Raw genomic sequence first — 16,717 nt, 5'->3', positions numbered from 1 at the left:
TTCAACCTAGGTAGGGCAGCTTTGACTCATCACTTATTAATCGAATAATTTGGTTGGCTTCGAAGTCTTGAACCATATTCAAATCAGCAGTGAAATACAAAACCTGATTTGTATGAGCAAGCCGCTCAAGTAATTGAACTGTCGCCTTGCGTCGTGGCTGATCAAAATCAACAAAAGCATCATCGATCATTAGTGGTAATCTCAGCTGATCATTCATGATTGTCGCGAAAGCCAGCCGGATGGCAAGATACAATTGCTCAACGGTACCCCGCGATAACTCAAATAGCTCGAATTCCTGACCATTAAGATTGATCACCGTGATCTGCTGGCGACTTAACTTAATTTCAGTATAGTGCTTCAACGTCAGGTCGGCAAAATACTGCTTAGCCTGCGCGACAATTTGCGGTAATCGATCAGCGGAGGCTTGTGTCAATGTTTGGTCAATCCATTGCATTGCGAGTTGATTAACTAACCAATTTTGAGCTAACGAAACAACCACATTGCGCTGGTTAGCAACCTGCTGTTGTAACTTTGGCGCCTGCTGATCACGGCCCATTTGCTCAAAATGAGCATGTAGGTCCGCGACGTGCTGTTGCTGTTCTGTTATCTCAGTGCGCGTACTTTCCAGCGCCTCATTCGTTTGCGCCAATTCTCGATCAATCGCCGTCTTTGATCCATAAACCGCTAATTGTTGCTGCAATGCTGGTGTCAATTGGGTTTCAATGGCCTCGACTTGCGCGAATGTTTTAATATCGCTTAATTGCGTTTTATATGCCTGTTTTAAAGTTGACACATCTGGCATTTGGAGTCGTTTTAATAATTTAGTTAAAGCCCGCTCAATGTGGGTCTGAGATGTCTGAATTTCTGCCAGTTGTGCGACGGCCTGTTCGCGCCGCCGCTGAGCTGCCTCCTCACTAATGGCTTGTGTCGCCAATCGCTGATATGAGTGACGGGCAGTTGTTAATGCCTCGCTGGCGCTCAGTGGGCGTAATGAAAGCCATTTATTCGCAAAGTCATAATCACCTAAAAAATGCGTAATTTGATCATTGAAGTGTTGAATTGCCTCAGTCAGATCACGTTCCTGTTCAGCTAACGCCAGCCAGCGGGTCAAATCACGTTGAATCCCTAACCACTGTGTCACAGGCAAGTGAGTAAAACCATGTTTCTGACCAATCAGACTGACATCGTCATTTCGTGAACTGCTGTCATAAACACCCCCTTGTGTTCGTCGCCAGCCATAAATTACCAAGGCAATACCAATCAATATCAATAGCCAACGAAGGCTACTACTGATTAACAGACTGACTAAAAAAAGACCAGCCCCAGCGACAAACCACGGCCATGCCCCTTGCATCCAGCTAACAGCGGCACCAGTTACAGTGATCGATGACGATGACGCCAAGTGTTGTTGAATCGTTGCCTGCTCTGACTCAGAAAAAGGCGTCATTTTATGAGTACTAAACTGATTCCGTTGGTCGAGTTCTTGTTGCTCGGCCTTAATATTTTGCAGTTGCTGACGTTTGAAATGTCGCTCATTAATCCACGCATTGACCTGATCAAACTTCGCCGCTTGTTGATCAAATTCTGATCGATGAATCATAAAAAATTCGAGTTCTGGCGTGGGGTCTTTTGAATCGTCCTGTAAAGCTTCAACCTGTTGCGCAGCTGCCGCCGCGAGCTGTTGCTGGTTAGCATATAGGCTAAGCGCTCCCGTATAGTCCTGCTCGTTAATTTGCAAACTTTTGGTCGTTGTTCGTTCCTGCAATTGCTGATATTGTTCATAATTCGGCCATAGCCGTTGCGCAGTTTGTAAACGCCCTTGGGTCGCTCGTAATTGCTTTTGACGCTCGACCAATTCCGATAAGTGATGTTCCGCTGCGTTAATCGTACTTTGTAATTCGATAAATGTTGGATATTTAGCAGTCGCCGTTGTCAATTCTTGTTGCAGCTGATGATAACGCTGTAAGGCCTGATTTAAAGCTGGCTTTCGCCCGCGAGATTTATAGATTTCGTCACTTTGTTTAGCCAGTTGATCAATCACGGTTAGCCAATGTTGACTGCCAACAGCCCCAACCCGTTGAAGCATTGACGTTAGGGCGGATCCATTTGTTGCCGTTAGCAGACGCAAGTCCTCTAAGTCAAACATCAAAGTCTGTTGAACAAACGCCTGATCCACGGAACCTAACAAACGGTTTAATTCTTCGGATGGCACTATTTGACCTAACGTAAGATTGGTGACCACTAAGTCCCCACCGCTTTTTCCAGCAGTTCGTTGAATTTTATAGGTTGTGGTTGGAGCCACATCGGTTGCCACAATTAAAAAGCCGCCATACCCTGCACCATTCTTGGGTAAATACTGTTCGGCAGGTCGCTTACCACTGGCAAAACCAAAGAGTACGCCCAAAATAAATCGCTGTAACGTCGTTTTACCCGTCTCGTTAAGGCCATAAATGACCTGAAGTGACTCTTTAAACGTGAAATCTTGATTTTGCCACTTACCGAAACCATCGATATGCGCTTGTTTAAGTCGCATCACTTCACCTCCTCTGGTGAATCAAGCTAATTGCTTAATCTGTATGCTCACTCGTTTGTTTAATAATCTGCTTAGCAGCGGCTGGCAATGTTGGTGACACCTGTGATAACGCCTCGGCAATTTCTGGTTCACTGAAAAGCTGCCCAGCGACTTGCGCTAAGTTTTCATCGGTAAATACCTGTTTAGCGGCAATTTGCCAAAACGTTTGATCTAGCTCGTCGCCCACATTGGTAGCTGAAGAAGCAAAAATTGGCTCAAGGCGAACAACCACATTCAATCCTTGCGTGTCTCCATGCAACTGACTTTGAGCTTGAATCAATGTTAATAGACTGCCATTCATCAGGCGTTCTATCGTATCTGCAGCTAGTTGATCCGCTTGTTTAATGGTGACCCCAATCAGTTGTAGCTGAACGTGACTAGAGGGTTGGTCTAGCATCGCAAGCCGATCAAAGATTGCTGACATCAACGCCGCTGAACTCATTTGTGCATGAGCTGTTACGAATACTCGATGCCATTCGATCGGGGCCACAGGTCGAAAAATTGGCGTTATTCCAGCTTGATCCACGTTCACGAGGTAATAGCCCTTAGCATCAGTTTCTTTAATTTGGCGCCCTTGAATATTTCCTGGATAAATAATCCAAGGGTGTTCCTCGTGCAAGATTTGGCGCTGATGGATATGGCCGAGTGCCCAATAATCATATTGCTTAGTTAATAACTCACTCACCGTAAAGGGTGCATATGTGGCATGTGTTTGATCGCCTGCTAGAGAACCATGGAGCATACCGATCGCTAGGTCAACGCCATTTTCACGCTTGGGGAAATCCGGAACAACATCGTTTACGACCGCCCGATTCGCATAAGAAAAGCCACTAATTTGGACTCGAACTTGAGATTTTGTCATCAGTTTTTTTGCAGTCACTGTTGGTCCAAACAGCTGCACATTTGGCGGTAACGACAATGACTGTTGATTGCCCGCCAAAAAATCATGATTGCCGTAACTTAAATAAACAGGGATAGCCGCCTCTTGTAATCGCATCATCTGCTTCAAAAAGAGAGCCTGCGCCGAAATAGAACGCTCCGCGCGATCATAGATATCGCCTGTGATGAGAATAAACTCGACATCTTCCGCAATTGCCTCATCAACCAGTCGCGTTAAAGCAACCATTGGCGATTGGTAAATCGTCTGCCACAACGATGCAGGCAATTGCGACAAGCCTAAGAATGGACTATCTAAATGCAAATCCGCCGTGTGAATAAACTTCAAATTCGTTCCCCCTCATTCTAATAAAATAAACGTACCCTAAATTCATCTCAAAGCTACTCATTATCGAGTCCAGTCAGACACAAACTGCACCGCCCGATAACGAAAAAACAGCCCAGCGCCGCGGAAAATCCGCAATCACCAGACTGTTTAACGTCTCAATTAGTCTCGGTAGAGATCTTGAATCGGCTTCGTGATGACGTTATTTAGGTCATTAAGCAAGTTATTAACGGCCTCTTCTTTTTGCATCAACGTCTTGACTTCTTCAAAATTGCCAACACTGCTTGCTAGGTCACGGGCTTGATTCATTTCATCTTCCGTCAAATCCTGACCTTGCATTTGTTTTTGTTGAAGGTTCATCTGCATCGTTTGAAATTGTTTGAACGTTTCAAACGCCGTCTGATTTTGCTTCATCGTCTCATAAGCATCACTTAGCGCTTTAAATTCAGCACTTTCTTGTAAGCCAGTCGCCATTTGTTTAGCATCTGCTAAAATATCTGTCGCCATGTTTTTCTCCTCTTGCGGTTGTCACTTAGCGCAAGCACTATGATTAACCACGTGTTTTAAAGTTCTTGTTTAGTTTAACATGCCAATCAAACTGGCAACAGCCCGTCAAACGAAGTATTTACTTTAAGAAGTGATTATTGGCCAAACCGACTCGTGAATTGATTCCAAAGGTCCTTCCCTTTTTGGATCAACGAATCAGCCCCATCACCGATCGATTTACCAACCTTATTTGCACCATCTTGAATATCGTTCCAAATATTACCGGAGGCCGTATTATTTTCGGTCGCGGCTAAGGTATTTGCATCCTTCACTGTGAACGGTGTCTGCTTTGTATTTGGTAAAATGTCGGTCATCTCGGCCCGAAATAGCCGGGCAACAGGATACCCAGCTGGGACATCTAAGTGATTTCCCTTATTTGTTTGATCAAACCCTTCCCAGTTGACCATCACAATATCTGGGGTGTAACCATCTACCCACATATCAGTCGTCCCCGCCGTATCGTCAACGCCGTCGGCTTCGGTGGTGCCAGTCTTACCAGCGACTTGATAGTTCGCAGGTTTAGCATAAATGCCAGTGCCATGGGAAAATGTTCCTAACATCATACTCGTCATTTCATTAGCTACATTCGTGCTGATGATCCGTTTAGGCTTTTTATAATCGTTATCAACAATCACTTTCCCAGAAGCATCCACAATTTTCGTAATGAAATGGGCTTGTGTCAATTTGCCCCCGTTTGCAAACGGCGTAAAGGCTTGCGCCATTGTTAACGGCGAAACCCCTTTCTTAATCCCCCCAAGCGCCATCGCTAAATTATCATCTGACGCGTCAAGATTTAAGCCAAATCGTTGGGCTGAATCGAATCCCTTCTGTAAACCAATCTTATTGAGCAACCAGACGGCCGGTGCATTATAACTATTTTGCAATGCCTGATACATAGGAACTTCGCCACGATAAGTATCCCCGTAATTGCTAGGCGAATAGTGATTAGCCCCATATGATTGTTTTTTGTCCTGCAATTCTGAATCGTAATAATAGCCATTTTGGATTGCCGGTGTATAAACGGCAAACGGCTTGATTGTGGACCCCGGCTGGCGTTGTGATTGCGTGGCTCGATTAAAACCACGAAAGACATGTTCGCCTCGGCCACCGATAACAGCAGTCACGCCACCATCATTGGGGTCCATCGCGACACTAGCGGCTTGTACCATCGTACCATCAGCCATATTAGCTGGAAAATTAGCCGGATTCTTAAAGAGTGTCTGCATAACAGTTTGTTGGGTTTGATCTAAAGTCGTATAAATCTTGTACCCGTGATTCATAATATCTGCTTCGGTTAAACCATATTTTGCAATTGCTTCATCAATAACTGCATCAAAAAAGTATGGATAACGATACGAGCTGTCTGGAGCGTAATTATCCGTCGTCGTCAACGGTGTCTTTTGATAATTGGCCGCCTGAGCACTCGTGATTTTTTTGTTCTCAGCCATTAAATCCAAAACCACATTACGTCGTTGCCTAGCTGCTTTCGGCTGATCAACTGGATTATAACCACTTGGCGAGGTTAGCATGCCAGCTAAAACGGCGGATTCTGGCACCGTTAATTGCGTCGCATGTTTACCAAAATAACGTTCTGAGGCATCCTCAACGCCCCACACACCATGGCCAAAGTAAGCGTTGTTCAAATACATCGCCAAAATATCTTGTTTTGAATAAACGTTCTCGACTTCGATGGATAAAAAGATTTCTTTTGCTTTCCGCGTTAACGTTTGTTCTTGAGATAAATAGGCATTTTTAACAAGTTGTTGTGTTAACGTCGAGCCCCCACCACTAATATAATCGCGGTGTAAAAGTTTATTACGAACCAATAAGAACGCTGCTCGGGCTAATCCCTTCACAGAATACCCATGTTCATGATAGAAATTTCGATCTTCAGTTGACAATACTGCATTTTGAATGTTTGGTGAGATTTTATTCAACGAAACATAAGTGCCTTTTTGTGAATAGAGCTCGCCAGCTTTCTTGTCGTTGCGATCATAGATCACGGTCGGCTGTGAGAGCGTTGCCTTCAGATTTTTAACATTCGCCGTCTTCGCTTCGAACGTTAAGTAAGCACTCAATAGAAAAATGAGCGATAAGATCACGACAACGAGCCATCGTGTAAGCTGAAATCGATGCCAAAATTGCCTGATGTGTCGCCAGATTGTGAGCCAAACGCGAGCCAGCCACTTGACAATGCTCGATTCATACCAAGCTCGTTTAGCATCTGGATGCTGATTTCGATTCATAGACTTGAACCTTTCTGTCTAAAAGTTATCCAATGTATCGTACCACATCATGAGTAGGCAACGATCGCAGGCTCATGGGCTTAAAACATTTTTATCAGACTCCCACCAACAATTGAATTAAGAAAGCGTTAAAGCAACTATTCGCATCGCAATAAACTCAAAGTAAAGCCGTCTAGTAAATCCTGAACCGTAATATCGTTCAGGAAATAAAACAACTTAGCGCGCCACAAAAAAAATCCTATCCGCACATTTTGACATGCAAGGTAGGAATGTTTAGTGAACAAAAATCGCGCATAAGTTTAATTATCTTATCGGGCTAATAGTTTGACCCACTGCTCGTGTAATTCGATGGCAGATTGTCGATCCGGACTGATAACCAAAATCGTATCATGTCCGGCCAAAGTTCCCGTGATTTTTATCTCGTCTAGCTCGTCAATTAATGCTGCCAATGCGTTTCCATCACTCGGGGTTGTCTTAATGACGTTCATAAATTCAACTTGAGTGAAGTCAACCACCACTTCACTAAACCGTTGCTGAAAATGATGGGTGTCTGGCGCGGCCATTGGTTTCATAACTCGATAGATTGCGCGCCCCATTTCAACTGGTTCCTTGACCACGTGCAATTCTTTTAAATCACGCGATAAGGTAGCTAACGTGACCGATACATCTTCGTTTGTTAATCGTGTCTGTAAGTCATCCTGATTGCCAATTTCAAATTGTTCAATCAGTTTTAAAATTATGGCTTGGCGCTCTTGTTTTCGCAATCAGCCCACCACCTTTACATTTCATCTGGTGATTGAACGCCTAACAAACGTAAGCTTTCTTTTAACACAATGCTGACACTCTTCACTAATGCAAGTCGAGCATTTAGACCTTCATCGGCCACCAAGACTTTTGTATGAGCATAGTATTTATTAAAATCGCGTGCCAAATTAATCGCATATTTGGCGATAATGGAGGGTTCGTAACTCGTCACAGCCCGCTCAATCGCAGCACTGAATTCGCTTAACGACTTGAGTGTGTCCCAAGCGGCTGGGTCACTGAGGGTGAGGTCATCCAAATCAAAATCGGTCTTGTCAGCCTTCCGTAAAATACTCTCTGCTCGTGCTCGAGCATATTGTACGTAGGGACCAGTGTCTCCTTCAAAGCGAACGACCTCTTCTAGGTTAAAATCAAAGCTGTTCATCCGTTCGTTTTTCAAATCGTGGAAAATGACCGCGCCAACCCCGACTTCGTGAGCTACTTCAGCTTTATCGGCTAAAGCGGGATTTTTCTCCTCAATTTGTGCCATTGCCAATTTGGTTGAATCACTTAATACGTCTTCCAGTAAGACAACACGACCAGATCGTGTCGAAAGTTTCTGACCATTTAGGGTAATCAGACCAAACGGAATATGATGAATTTCATCCGCCCATGCAAAACCCATCTCACTTAGGACTGCCTTTAATTGCTTGAAATGATTAATCTGTTCAGCGCCGACAACATACAAGGATTGGACAAAATTGTACTCGCGTTTACGATAGATTGCCGCCGCGAGATCCCGCGTAATATACAAAGTTGCGCCATCTGATTTTTTAATCAATGCTGGATTAAGGTCATATTTGGCCAAATCAACAACCTCAGCACCTTTGCTCTCTTGCAACAGCTGCTTATCTTCTAAAATCGAAACGACTTCATCCATCTTGTCATTGTAAAAAGCTTCCCCATTAAAGGAGTCAAAGCTAATCCCTAGCTCGTCATAAATCTTCATGAATGACTTAAGCGACTCAGAACGGAACCATTGCCATAACCGAGTAGCTTCTTCATCACCAGCTTCTAATTTACGGAACCATTCTCGCGCTTGATCATCCAGTTCTGGATGCTCTTTATCTTCTTGATGGAAGCGAACGTAATATTCAAGCAATTTATTAATCGGGTCGGCTTTAACTTCTGCTTCGCTACCCCACATTTTATAGGCTTGAATAAGTTTACCAAACTGCGTGCCCCAATCACCCAAATGATTGATCTTAATGGGGTTATAGCCCGTCTTAGCTAAAATATTGGCCAGAGCGTTTCCAATTACCGTGGATCTTAAATGCCCCATAGAAATTGGTTTTGCAATATTAGGCGATGACATGTCGATCGTTACATTTCCACCATGGCCCAGGTCCAGTTGGCCATATTCAGCTTGCTTGGTCAAGACTTCGGTTAACGTTGTTGCAGCAAATGCGCCCTTTTTCAGGAAGAAATTGACATAAGGCCCAACAGCCTTAACCTGTTCAAATTGTCGCTGATCGATTTTGTCCACCAAGTCACTGGCAATCAAATTAGGCGCTTTGTGCATCGTTTTAGCCAAGGTAAACGCTGGAAATGCGACATCCCCTAAATCAGACGTTTTCGGTTGTTCTAATTTGTCTACCACCTCATCAACACTCAACGCGCCGTCTAGCGCCGTACTGATCGCTGTTGCGATTACTACTTTATTATTCATATTGCCCATCCTTTCGGTATTCGCCAAACAAAAACGCCGCCTCTTACATTCCTGTAAGAGGCGGCGATCCGCGGTACCACTCTTTTTGACGAATTTTAATTCGCCCACTCATTAATCATTAAATTATTGGTCACTGACGCGCTTCGTTTGCTCGTAATGCCGCCTCCCATCAACGCGACTCGCTAAAAAAACGAAAATCAAACTACTCCTTCAGTACCTTTCATGGAGGATATTATAGCAACCTATCTTCATAAAGACAAGGGTTTCGCCTAGATTAGGTGGCGCTAATTTTCTTGTAAATTGGCATCCTAGACTAGTCCAGATTAAACTTTTACAGCGTCACTCATGATCGTCTAAATTTAACTTACGTCAACTTTACTGTAAGCGCATGTGTTGATGTTGAATACCATAATCATCAAAGGGCTGCCCCACTAATTTAAATCCAATTCGCTGATAAAAGGGCACTAGGTAAACTTGAGCATCTAATTCGATCTGGTTAACCTGCTGCTGCGATTTAAGCCAAGCAATACCGTCAGCCAAAAGTTGACTTGCCAACCCATGCCCACGATTTTGTTGCCGGACTAGCACTCGACCAATATGCCAAGTCTCCCCTTGTAGCCCGGGATATAGTCGACAATAAGCGCATAACTCATCTTGTTCATCTTTGATCGACACGTGGTAGGCAATTAAATCCGTTGCGTCTACCTCCGGATAAGCGCACTGCTGCTCAACGACAAAGACGTCCGTACGAGCTTGATATATCGTATGTAACTGATAAGTTGTCAGATCATCAAAAGATTGAATCATTGTCTGCATTGACTTTATCCTCACCCTCATTATTCCTGTGTAACCACTACAAAGATCTAAAGTAATAGACCAACTCGGTAATGAATGAACATCGTGATAATTCCAACGATAACGTTGCGAATGATCGCCGTGCGAACTAATCCATCACCAAGCTTAGCACTTAGATAACCCGTCAATGCGACAGACAAAGTCACCGCCACGATCGTCACTGGCCACTGAATATTGACCGGAGCAAATGTCATCGCTGCCAAAGGAAACAAGCCGCCGCTAGCTGCTGCAAACAAGGATGAAAAGGCAGCGTTCCATGGGTTCATGTAATGTCCCAAATCAAGATCATATTTAATTCTAACTAAAGTCCCCAACGCATTTTTTTGCATCAATTCGTCGGTAATTTCTTGCGCAGTAGTTGCCGACACCCCACGCCCAATATAAAATTCACGAATTACTTTAGCCGCCTGATCAGGTTGTTCTTTTAATAACGCTGCTTCCTTAGCTACGGCGGCTTTTTCCGTGTCCTTTTGCGAACTTACCGAGGCATACTCCCCTGATGCCATCGAGAATGCACAGGCTAATAAATCGGATAAACCAGCAATGAAAATGGTGAATTGGTTCGTCGTGGCCACAGCCACGGAAAATAGGACCCCAACAACAGTGAGAATCCCGTCATTAGAGCCTAATACGCCCGCCCGTAATGTATTTAAGCGTTCAGCCATTGTCATCTTTGTTCGCTTAGTTGATTTTGTTGAAACTTGCATAAACACACGCTCCCTTTATCTTTTAAAGCTTTACTTCTCTATTGAACTTTTTTATCGAGCAAACATAATCCCGATCAAATAAGTTACCATCATTGTCAATAAACCAGCAATCACATTACGAGTAGTGGCTTTCTGTCGATCAGCACTGCCTAACCGGGCGGCCGTGTATCCCGTGATCGATAACGCAATAATAACCGAGATCACCGTTGCTAAAATACGAATTCGCGCTGAAAAAAAGGTGATCGCGACCAGCGGTAAAATGGAACCGGTCGGAAAGGAAATCATCGAGGCAACGGCAGCACCAATCGCACTGGTTTTAACGGTTGGATCGAACCCATATCGTTCGCGAACGCCTGTCTCGAGTGGATTCCCCGTCATCATCTCATGCGCAGCTCGATTGGCTAAAGTCTCAGAAATGCCTTGATCCATATATTTTTCTTTGATATGTTCAATTTCGACACTGAGATGGTCATTAACTGCGACTGTTTCTCGCTGGATGGCTCGTTTTTCAGAATCCCGTTGTGTGCTGACTGATACCCATTCGCCCATCGCCATTGAAATGGTACCAGCCAGCATGCCGGCGATACCGGCCAAGAAAATCGCATGTGAATTATTTGTTGCCCCAGCAACCCCAATAACGATACCCGCAACTGATAGGATCCCATCATTGGCACCCATCACACTGGCTCGCATAATATTAATTCGTTGGGCCAATGAACCAGCGTTTTTAGTTTGCTTTTGTGCTCCAGTTTCCATAGACATGCTTCCTTTTTGTCATTAATTCGGTAAACTTAATTCAAGAGTTTACTCATCTATTAGAATCATTCTAAATTATCGTACCACTTTCCGCCTAAAGCACAAGCGCTAATTTCATTAGCACTGGGCGATCGACAATTTAAGAAAGCCTAAACAACACGGACAAGCAGACCACCTTCATGTAAACGTTTTGTATACTTGTTGTGACAATTTTGTATTATTACGAGGATTATTTATGAATCGCCATTTTTTTATTATTTTAAACCGGCATGCTGGTCGCGGACACGCTACCCAAATTTGGCAAGCAATTCAGTCTCGCTTAGCGGAATTACATATTCATTACCAAATGGTTGAAAGTAAATATCCTGGTCATGCCACACTAATCGCTGAGCAGTACGCCAAACACCAACAGTCAATGGACCATCAGTCCCGAATTGTTCTTGTGGTTGGTGGTGATGGCACGCTCAACCAAGTTTTAAATGGGCTTCAAACACACAAGGATACCATTCAGTTGCCGCTTGCCTATATCCCGGCTGGCTCTGGCAATGATTTTGCTCGAGGGGCTAAGCTATCACTTGATCCATTAACGGCACTGAACCAAGTGTTGCAAGCCACTGAGCCATACCAGTTAGATATTGGTCACTATGTGGAAACCATCAAGCAAGAGCATCGCTACTTCGTGAACAATGTTGGTATTGGCTTTGACGCTGCCGTCGTCAGTGCCGCCAATCATAGTTCTAATAAAAGTTTACTTAATCGGATTGGCTTAGGTAGCTTTGTTTATTTGTTTCAGCTTCTAAAAGTCGTCCGTCAGCAAGATGCCTTTCCCGTCACCATTCACATCAACCAGCAACGCGATATTTTTAGGAACGCATTCTTATTAACGACAAGCAACCACCCTTACTTTGGCGGAGGTGTCGCTATCCTTCCGCAAGCCCGCGTCACAGACGGCCAGTTGTCACTGATTGTAGTTGAAAAAATGTCGTTTTTAAAATTTGTTGGCCTATTTATGATGATGACCATAGGGCGTCACCTTGGTTTTAAAACAGTCCATACGTATCAAGCTCACCAATTACATTTAACTGTCTCATCGTTAGAAAATGGGCAAGTTGATGGTGAAGAAATGGGCAACCGTTTTTATGACATTTATCTATCCATCGATAGCTATCCATTCTGGTTTGTTCCCGCCGATTAGCATAAAAACTTCGGCTTAAACTTTGAATCGAGGTATTTAAAGATGCAAAATCAAAATTATCTGCATGATAGTATCTATGCAACCGCCATCGCCGACGCACTAGGTCAGGTCACGCAATTTCAAGGTAACCGTCTCAACTCATCAGATCCATTGATCCAAACCATGATGCCCGGCGATTTAGGGACAATCGCCGGCACTTGGTCCGATGATACTAGCCTGACCCTAGCGACCTTAGCGGCCTTAAGTCAGCCAATGACCTTAGCGACTGAGCAACTCGAAGACACGATGCAAAACTTTGCAGCTTGGCTAAATAACGGTAGGTTCACGACCACTGGTGTTGCTTTCGATGTCGGTGCTGGCACGCAGGACGCCTTGACACAATATCAAGTAACTGATGATCTGTTTCATTCAGGTAGCTCCCATGAACGTAATAATGGTAATGGCGCCTTAATGCGAATGCTCCCGGTTGCACTCTATGTGATTCGCCAGGGGCAAGGGCACCCCTTTGACCATCCTGAACTGGTTGACCTAGTGATCAACTTAGCGCAGTTGACTCATCGTCACCCTCGCTCAACGGTGGCTTGCTTAATTTACGTTTCATTAGCCACTCAGTTATTAGCGGACCAACCAAGAACAGTTGCGACCGTCAATCAGGCCGTCGCCAATGTGGCGCATTTTATTCACGAGAGGCCACGTCTTAACGATCAACTGCCGTTTTTCACTGATCTAACCACACCTGATTTTGCCAACCATTCAACAGAAACACTCAATACGAGTGGCTATGTCGTATCGACCTTAATCACGGCTTGTTGGCTCCTCATACAACCATTGAATTTAGCTCAATTAGTGGTGGCAGGAGTCAACTTAGGTGGAGATAGTGACACCATTACCAGTATCGCAGCCGGCTTAATGGCCTTGCAAATAGATCTCGCTAGTTTCCCTGAACAATGGTTGAGCCAGTTACAAGGACGGTCGTTAATTGACCAACTGCTGGCAAAGGCAGCAGCGTCTAACCATTTCTAAAATTGCAACTCAATTTATCAAAAGTCTCATCCTTATAAACGTGAAGCGCCCTTCTCCGTATTGTCGGAGAAGGGCGCTTCACGTTTATTTTTAACATTGACTAACCAAGAACCAGTTTAATCTTCGGCTGCATCCATTGCCTCAAGAATCGCATCCAGCTGATCACACTTACCACGAAGTAAATCAATCTGGTCCTCATACGCAACCGGTTCGGTCTTGGCCGAGTGGCCTTGAAGTTTCGCTAATTCATCAGTTGCTTCACGATACTCTTCAAGAATCTCTAACTTGTTACTCACCTTTAACACTCCATTTCATCCTATAGGTCGATGACCCAGATTATGAGGGAAGCAATAAAAGCTTCTTCAAATTCACGAGCAACTATAACACCTTTCCCGCGCCCTGTGAACACTTTTGCCCTTAAATTTCGACCAGTAATTTAAGCCGATTCTAGCAGTACAATCTAATTAAACACAATCCACTTTATGCTATATACAACATAGGAATATGTCGCATGATGTATCTGTTAAGGAACATTGTGAAATTGATGAGTAACGCCAGTAGTGAAGCCACAAGTTTGATTTGTATTCGAATTGTCATATATCTGCAACCTGCAATGGGCTAAACAACAGCGTCGGTTTGTGACAATGTGCCACTAAAACTAGGCATCATACTTTGCCCATCCAATGTATAAACAGAAACATTTTGCCCCGGTTCAATGGCTGTCACATACTGACCTCTACCGATATAAAGCGCATTTTGCGTGGTCATTCCGGGTGCTCCCCAGAATAACACATCCCCTGGTTGTGCTTGATCAACTGGTTCTTGCGTAAAATAAGCTTCCTGAGCAACCGTATTATGCGGTAACGAAACACCAATTTGAGCGTAAGCCTGCTGGACCACGCCGGAACCGTCCATTCCAGCGTTGGTGGCGCCTCCTTGTTGATATGGAATCTGTTGATCCACATAGCTAACGGCCGCGTTAACCGCTTGTGTCTTAACTGAAGTTAGGTGACTTTGTGGGTCAAGACTAATTGAACTGACTACTGTATGATCAACTGAGTTTTGGTCAGCGTCAGGAGTAGAAATTAAGTGAATTTTCGGATTACTGGCGACTAATGGCTGAACAGTTGTTGCCTGTCCTTGGCGACTAACCGCCGTCGATTGGACTGTAACTTCAGCGCTAGATGCCGCACTAGTTGGGGCGCTTGCGGCACTTGGTTGGTTTGACGTGGCAGTTGAATCGCCACTTACCATTACATTTTCACTAGTCTGGGCTGGTGCTGCGTCGACTGCAGCTGACTGAACTTCGCTTTGATTCAATGGTGCCGTGACGGCAATGATTTGACCAACATGAATGACCGAATTTTTCAGATGATTAATGTCCATCAATGTCTGCGTCGTGACCCCCAGTTGATTAGCCATTGCCCATAAAGTATCACCCGATTCCACGACATAACGCGGCAAACTAGGATCGATTGGGGTAGCCGTTGACTGCTTAAGTTTTGGGGCCATTTTTTCTTGATGCGTTGCTGGTGCCTTAGCCTGCCCGGCCTTTGAGCGAAGTTCATCCAACGCTTTAACCGACTTTAAAGAAACGTGATAATGCTTATCCTGATGAATAGGCACCGGTCGCTGTCTAACTTGCGCCGCCAACACGCTTGGTCCAGTAGCGGCAAGAATTGCTGTTACCGCACCAAATGTCGCGATCGCTCGATTTTGTCGTTTAGCCAAAATTACCCCTCCCATTGTGACATCTTTAGATATTCTTAATGCTTTACCGAAAATTATAACAAGCCAAGCAAAAAATAGAAAGCGCTGCCTTCAGCTTTTTGTTATACCCAACAAGCAATACAATTTTCTCGACAAAGTTGTATCAAATTCACTACTTAATCACTTATTGTACATTGCATTAATTGATGATAATCCTGTTTCCATTTGTGCCATCGTAAATAGATCCGATTTCTCACCTATTGCGATCAAATAGCGCCAAATTGCGCTGTCGATCAAAATACTGGTCATGATAAATAAAAAAATAATGGCCTCACAAATTTTTAACAAGATGCTGTATACAATAACTTGAAGAATGCAGCTTTATTGTATTTTATTACAGATTGACCATCCGCCTTTGTTGACAGCAAGTAGTTTTACGGGCTTCATTGACAATTTGTGTATAACAATTTGCCTTTGTGTCTACACAAAAAGCGGCAACTTAACCGTCATTTAAACAGAAAGTTGTCGCTTTTTAGTGTTTTTAAACCAGGAAATTAACTATGCGTTCTGCCCGCCGTCCATGACAAATTCTGCCCCAGTCGCATACACAGATTCATCCGATGCTAGAAAAATTGCCATATTGGCAATATCTTCTGGTTGACCCATATGTCCTACTGGAATTGTTTGGACCACGGCCTCACGCATCGCTTCTGGGATAATAGCGGTGTCGACCCAACCTGGATGAACTGAATTAATTCGAATTTGTAAGCCTTCTTGAGCCACAGACAATGCAGCAGCTTTGGTCAACAGTCGCGACCCACCTTTACTTGCCGAATACGGCGCCGCCATCGGTAAGCCACGCAAGCCAGCCACAGAAGACACATTGATGATAGATCCTTTGCCACCATTCTTTTTCATGGCGTTAATACCGGCTTTGACCCCTAGGAAGTTTCCAGTTAAATTAACGTCAATCACTTTTTGCCAGTCGGCTAAACTCAAACTCTCCACTGGTCCATTTGTTCCACCAATACCGGCGTTATTGACTAGAACATCTAGCGGTCCAAATGCCGCTTCAGTTTCAGCAATTACTTTATCCCAATCTGTTTCAGATGCGACATTTTGCTGAACAAATAAACCCGCATCACCCAAACTTTCAGCAACAGCCTGTCCACCGGTCACGTTGTGATCTGCAGTTACAACGACTTTGGCGCCTTCACGGACGAATCCTTCCGCGATCGCACGACCAATTCCAGCAGCTGCTCCTGTTACAATGGCAACTTTACCGTCCAAACGATTTGACATAGTGATTCAGCCTCCCTTTCTAGTTGCCCCTAGTGTACCCTTTTTGTGATGAAACCGCATTCAAAACGGTTATTTATAACCACATACGCAGGCAAAAGTACCAGATCGGCAAT

At 44.2% G+C, this 16,717-nt stretch carries 14 protein-coding genes; 2 read left to right on the top strand and 12 right to left on the bottom strand.

The window, feature by feature from the left end; genetic code table 11:
• Nucleotide 1: 1 nt before the first annotated feature.
• The 9 genes from ACKTR2_RS01265 to ACKTR2_RS01225 all read right to left on the bottom strand — a co-directional run bounded on the left by ACKTR2_RS01265 (nt 2) and on the right by ACKTR2_RS01225 (nt 11,374).
• Nucleotides 2-2,533, bottom strand: a complete 2,532-nt coding sequence (locus ACKTR2_RS01265) for an ATP-binding protein (RefSeq protein ID WP_407882220.1) — start codon at nt 2,531-2,533, stop codon at nt 2-4.
• Nucleotides 2,534-2,567: 34 nt separating this feature from the next.
• Nucleotides 2,568-3,797, bottom strand: a complete 1,230-nt coding sequence (locus ACKTR2_RS01260) for a metallophosphoesterase family protein (protein ID WP_407882219.1) — start codon at nt 3,795-3,797, stop codon at nt 2,568-2,570.
• Between the two features lie 159 nt (nt 3,798-3,956).
• On the bottom strand, nt 3,957-4,301 hold the full coding sequence (locus ACKTR2_RS01255) for a YlbF family regulator (protein WP_407882218.1): 345 nt from the start codon (nt 4,299-4,301) through the stop codon (nt 3,957-3,959).
• Nucleotides 4,302-4,435: 134 nt separating this feature from the next.
• Complete coding sequence (locus tag ACKTR2_RS01250) at nt 4,436-6,586, bottom strand: PBP1A family penicillin-binding protein (RefSeq protein WP_407882217.1); 2,151 nt, start codon at nt 6,584-6,586, stop codon at nt 4,436-4,438.
• A 308-nt stretch (nt 6,587-6,894) separates the two neighbouring features.
• Nucleotides 6,895-7,350, bottom strand: a complete 456-nt coding sequence (locus tag ACKTR2_RS01245; protein WP_407882216.1) for an arginine repressor — start codon at nt 7,348-7,350, stop codon at nt 6,895-6,897.
• 14 nt (nt 7,351-7,364) lie between these two features.
• Nucleotides 7,365-9,056 (bottom strand): arginine--tRNA ligase, encoded by a 1,692-nt coding sequence (gene argS / locus ACKTR2_RS01240; protein ID WP_407882215.1) that lies wholly within the window; start codon nt 9,054-9,056, stop codon nt 7,365-7,367.
• A gap of 375 nt (nt 9,057-9,431) precedes the next feature.
• On the bottom strand, nt 9,432-9,872 hold the full coding sequence (locus ACKTR2_RS01235) for a GNAT family N-acetyltransferase (protein ID WP_407882214.1): 441 nt from the start codon (nt 9,870-9,872) through the stop codon (nt 9,432-9,434).
• Nucleotides 9,873-9,919: 47 nt separating this feature from the next.
• Nucleotides 9,920-10,618, bottom strand: a complete 699-nt coding sequence (locus ACKTR2_RS01230; protein WP_407882213.1) for a VIT1/CCC1 transporter family protein — start codon at nt 10,616-10,618, stop codon at nt 9,920-9,922.
• Between the two features lie 51 nt (nt 10,619-10,669).
• On the bottom strand, nt 10,670-11,374 hold the full coding sequence (locus ACKTR2_RS01225) for a VIT1/CCC1 transporter family protein (RefSeq protein ID WP_407882212.1): 705 nt from the start codon (nt 11,372-11,374) through the stop codon (nt 10,670-10,672).
• Between the two features lie 235 nt (nt 11,375-11,609).
• On the opposite strand from ACKTR2_RS01225, the gene ACKTR2_RS01220 reads away from it, so the two are divergent.
• Both ACKTR2_RS01220 and ACKTR2_RS01215 read left to right on the top strand, forming a co-directional pair.
• Nucleotides 11,610-12,569: a diacylglycerol/lipid kinase family protein gene (locus ACKTR2_RS01220; protein ID WP_407882211.1), complete on the top strand. Its 960-nt coding sequence runs from the start codon at nt 11,610-11,612 to the stop codon at nt 12,567-12,569.
• A gap of 42 nt (nt 12,570-12,611) precedes the next feature.
• The gene (locus tag ACKTR2_RS01215; RefSeq protein ID WP_407882210.1) at nt 12,612-13,592 is read left to right on the top strand and encodes an ADP-ribosylglycohydrolase family protein; all 981 of its coding nucleotides are present in this window, start codon (nt 12,612-12,614) and stop codon (nt 13,590-13,592) included.
• A gap of 116 nt (nt 13,593-13,708) precedes the next feature.
• On the opposite strand, the gene ACKTR2_RS01210 is transcribed toward ACKTR2_RS01215, so the two are convergent.
• From ACKTR2_RS01210 to ACKTR2_RS01200, 3 genes are all read right to left on the bottom strand, one after another.
• A complete protein-coding gene (locus ACKTR2_RS01210; protein WP_407882209.1) occupies nt 13,709-13,888 on the bottom strand; it encodes a hypothetical protein in 180 nt (59 codons plus the stop codon).
• A gap of 322 nt (nt 13,889-14,210) precedes the next feature.
• On the bottom strand, nt 14,211-15,323 hold the full coding sequence (locus ACKTR2_RS01205) for an NlpC/P60 family protein (protein WP_407882208.1): 1,113 nt from the start codon (nt 15,321-15,323) through the stop codon (nt 14,211-14,213).
• 537 nt (nt 15,324-15,860) lie between these two features.
• Nucleotides 15,861-16,604 (bottom strand): glucose 1-dehydrogenase, encoded by a 744-nt coding sequence (locus ACKTR2_RS01200; protein WP_407882207.1) that lies wholly within the window; start codon nt 16,602-16,604, stop codon nt 15,861-15,863.
• Between the last annotated feature and the right edge of the window lie 113 nt (nt 16,605-16,717).

The sequence above is a fragment of the Furfurilactobacillus curtus genome (assembly GCF_045862785.1).
Taxonomy (GTDB): Bacteria; Bacillota; Bacilli; order Lactobacillales; family Lactobacillaceae; genus Furfurilactobacillus; species Furfurilactobacillus curtus.
The sequence above is the reverse complement of the archived record's forward strand: the minus strand, read 5'-3'. Positions and strand labels throughout refer to the sequence as shown.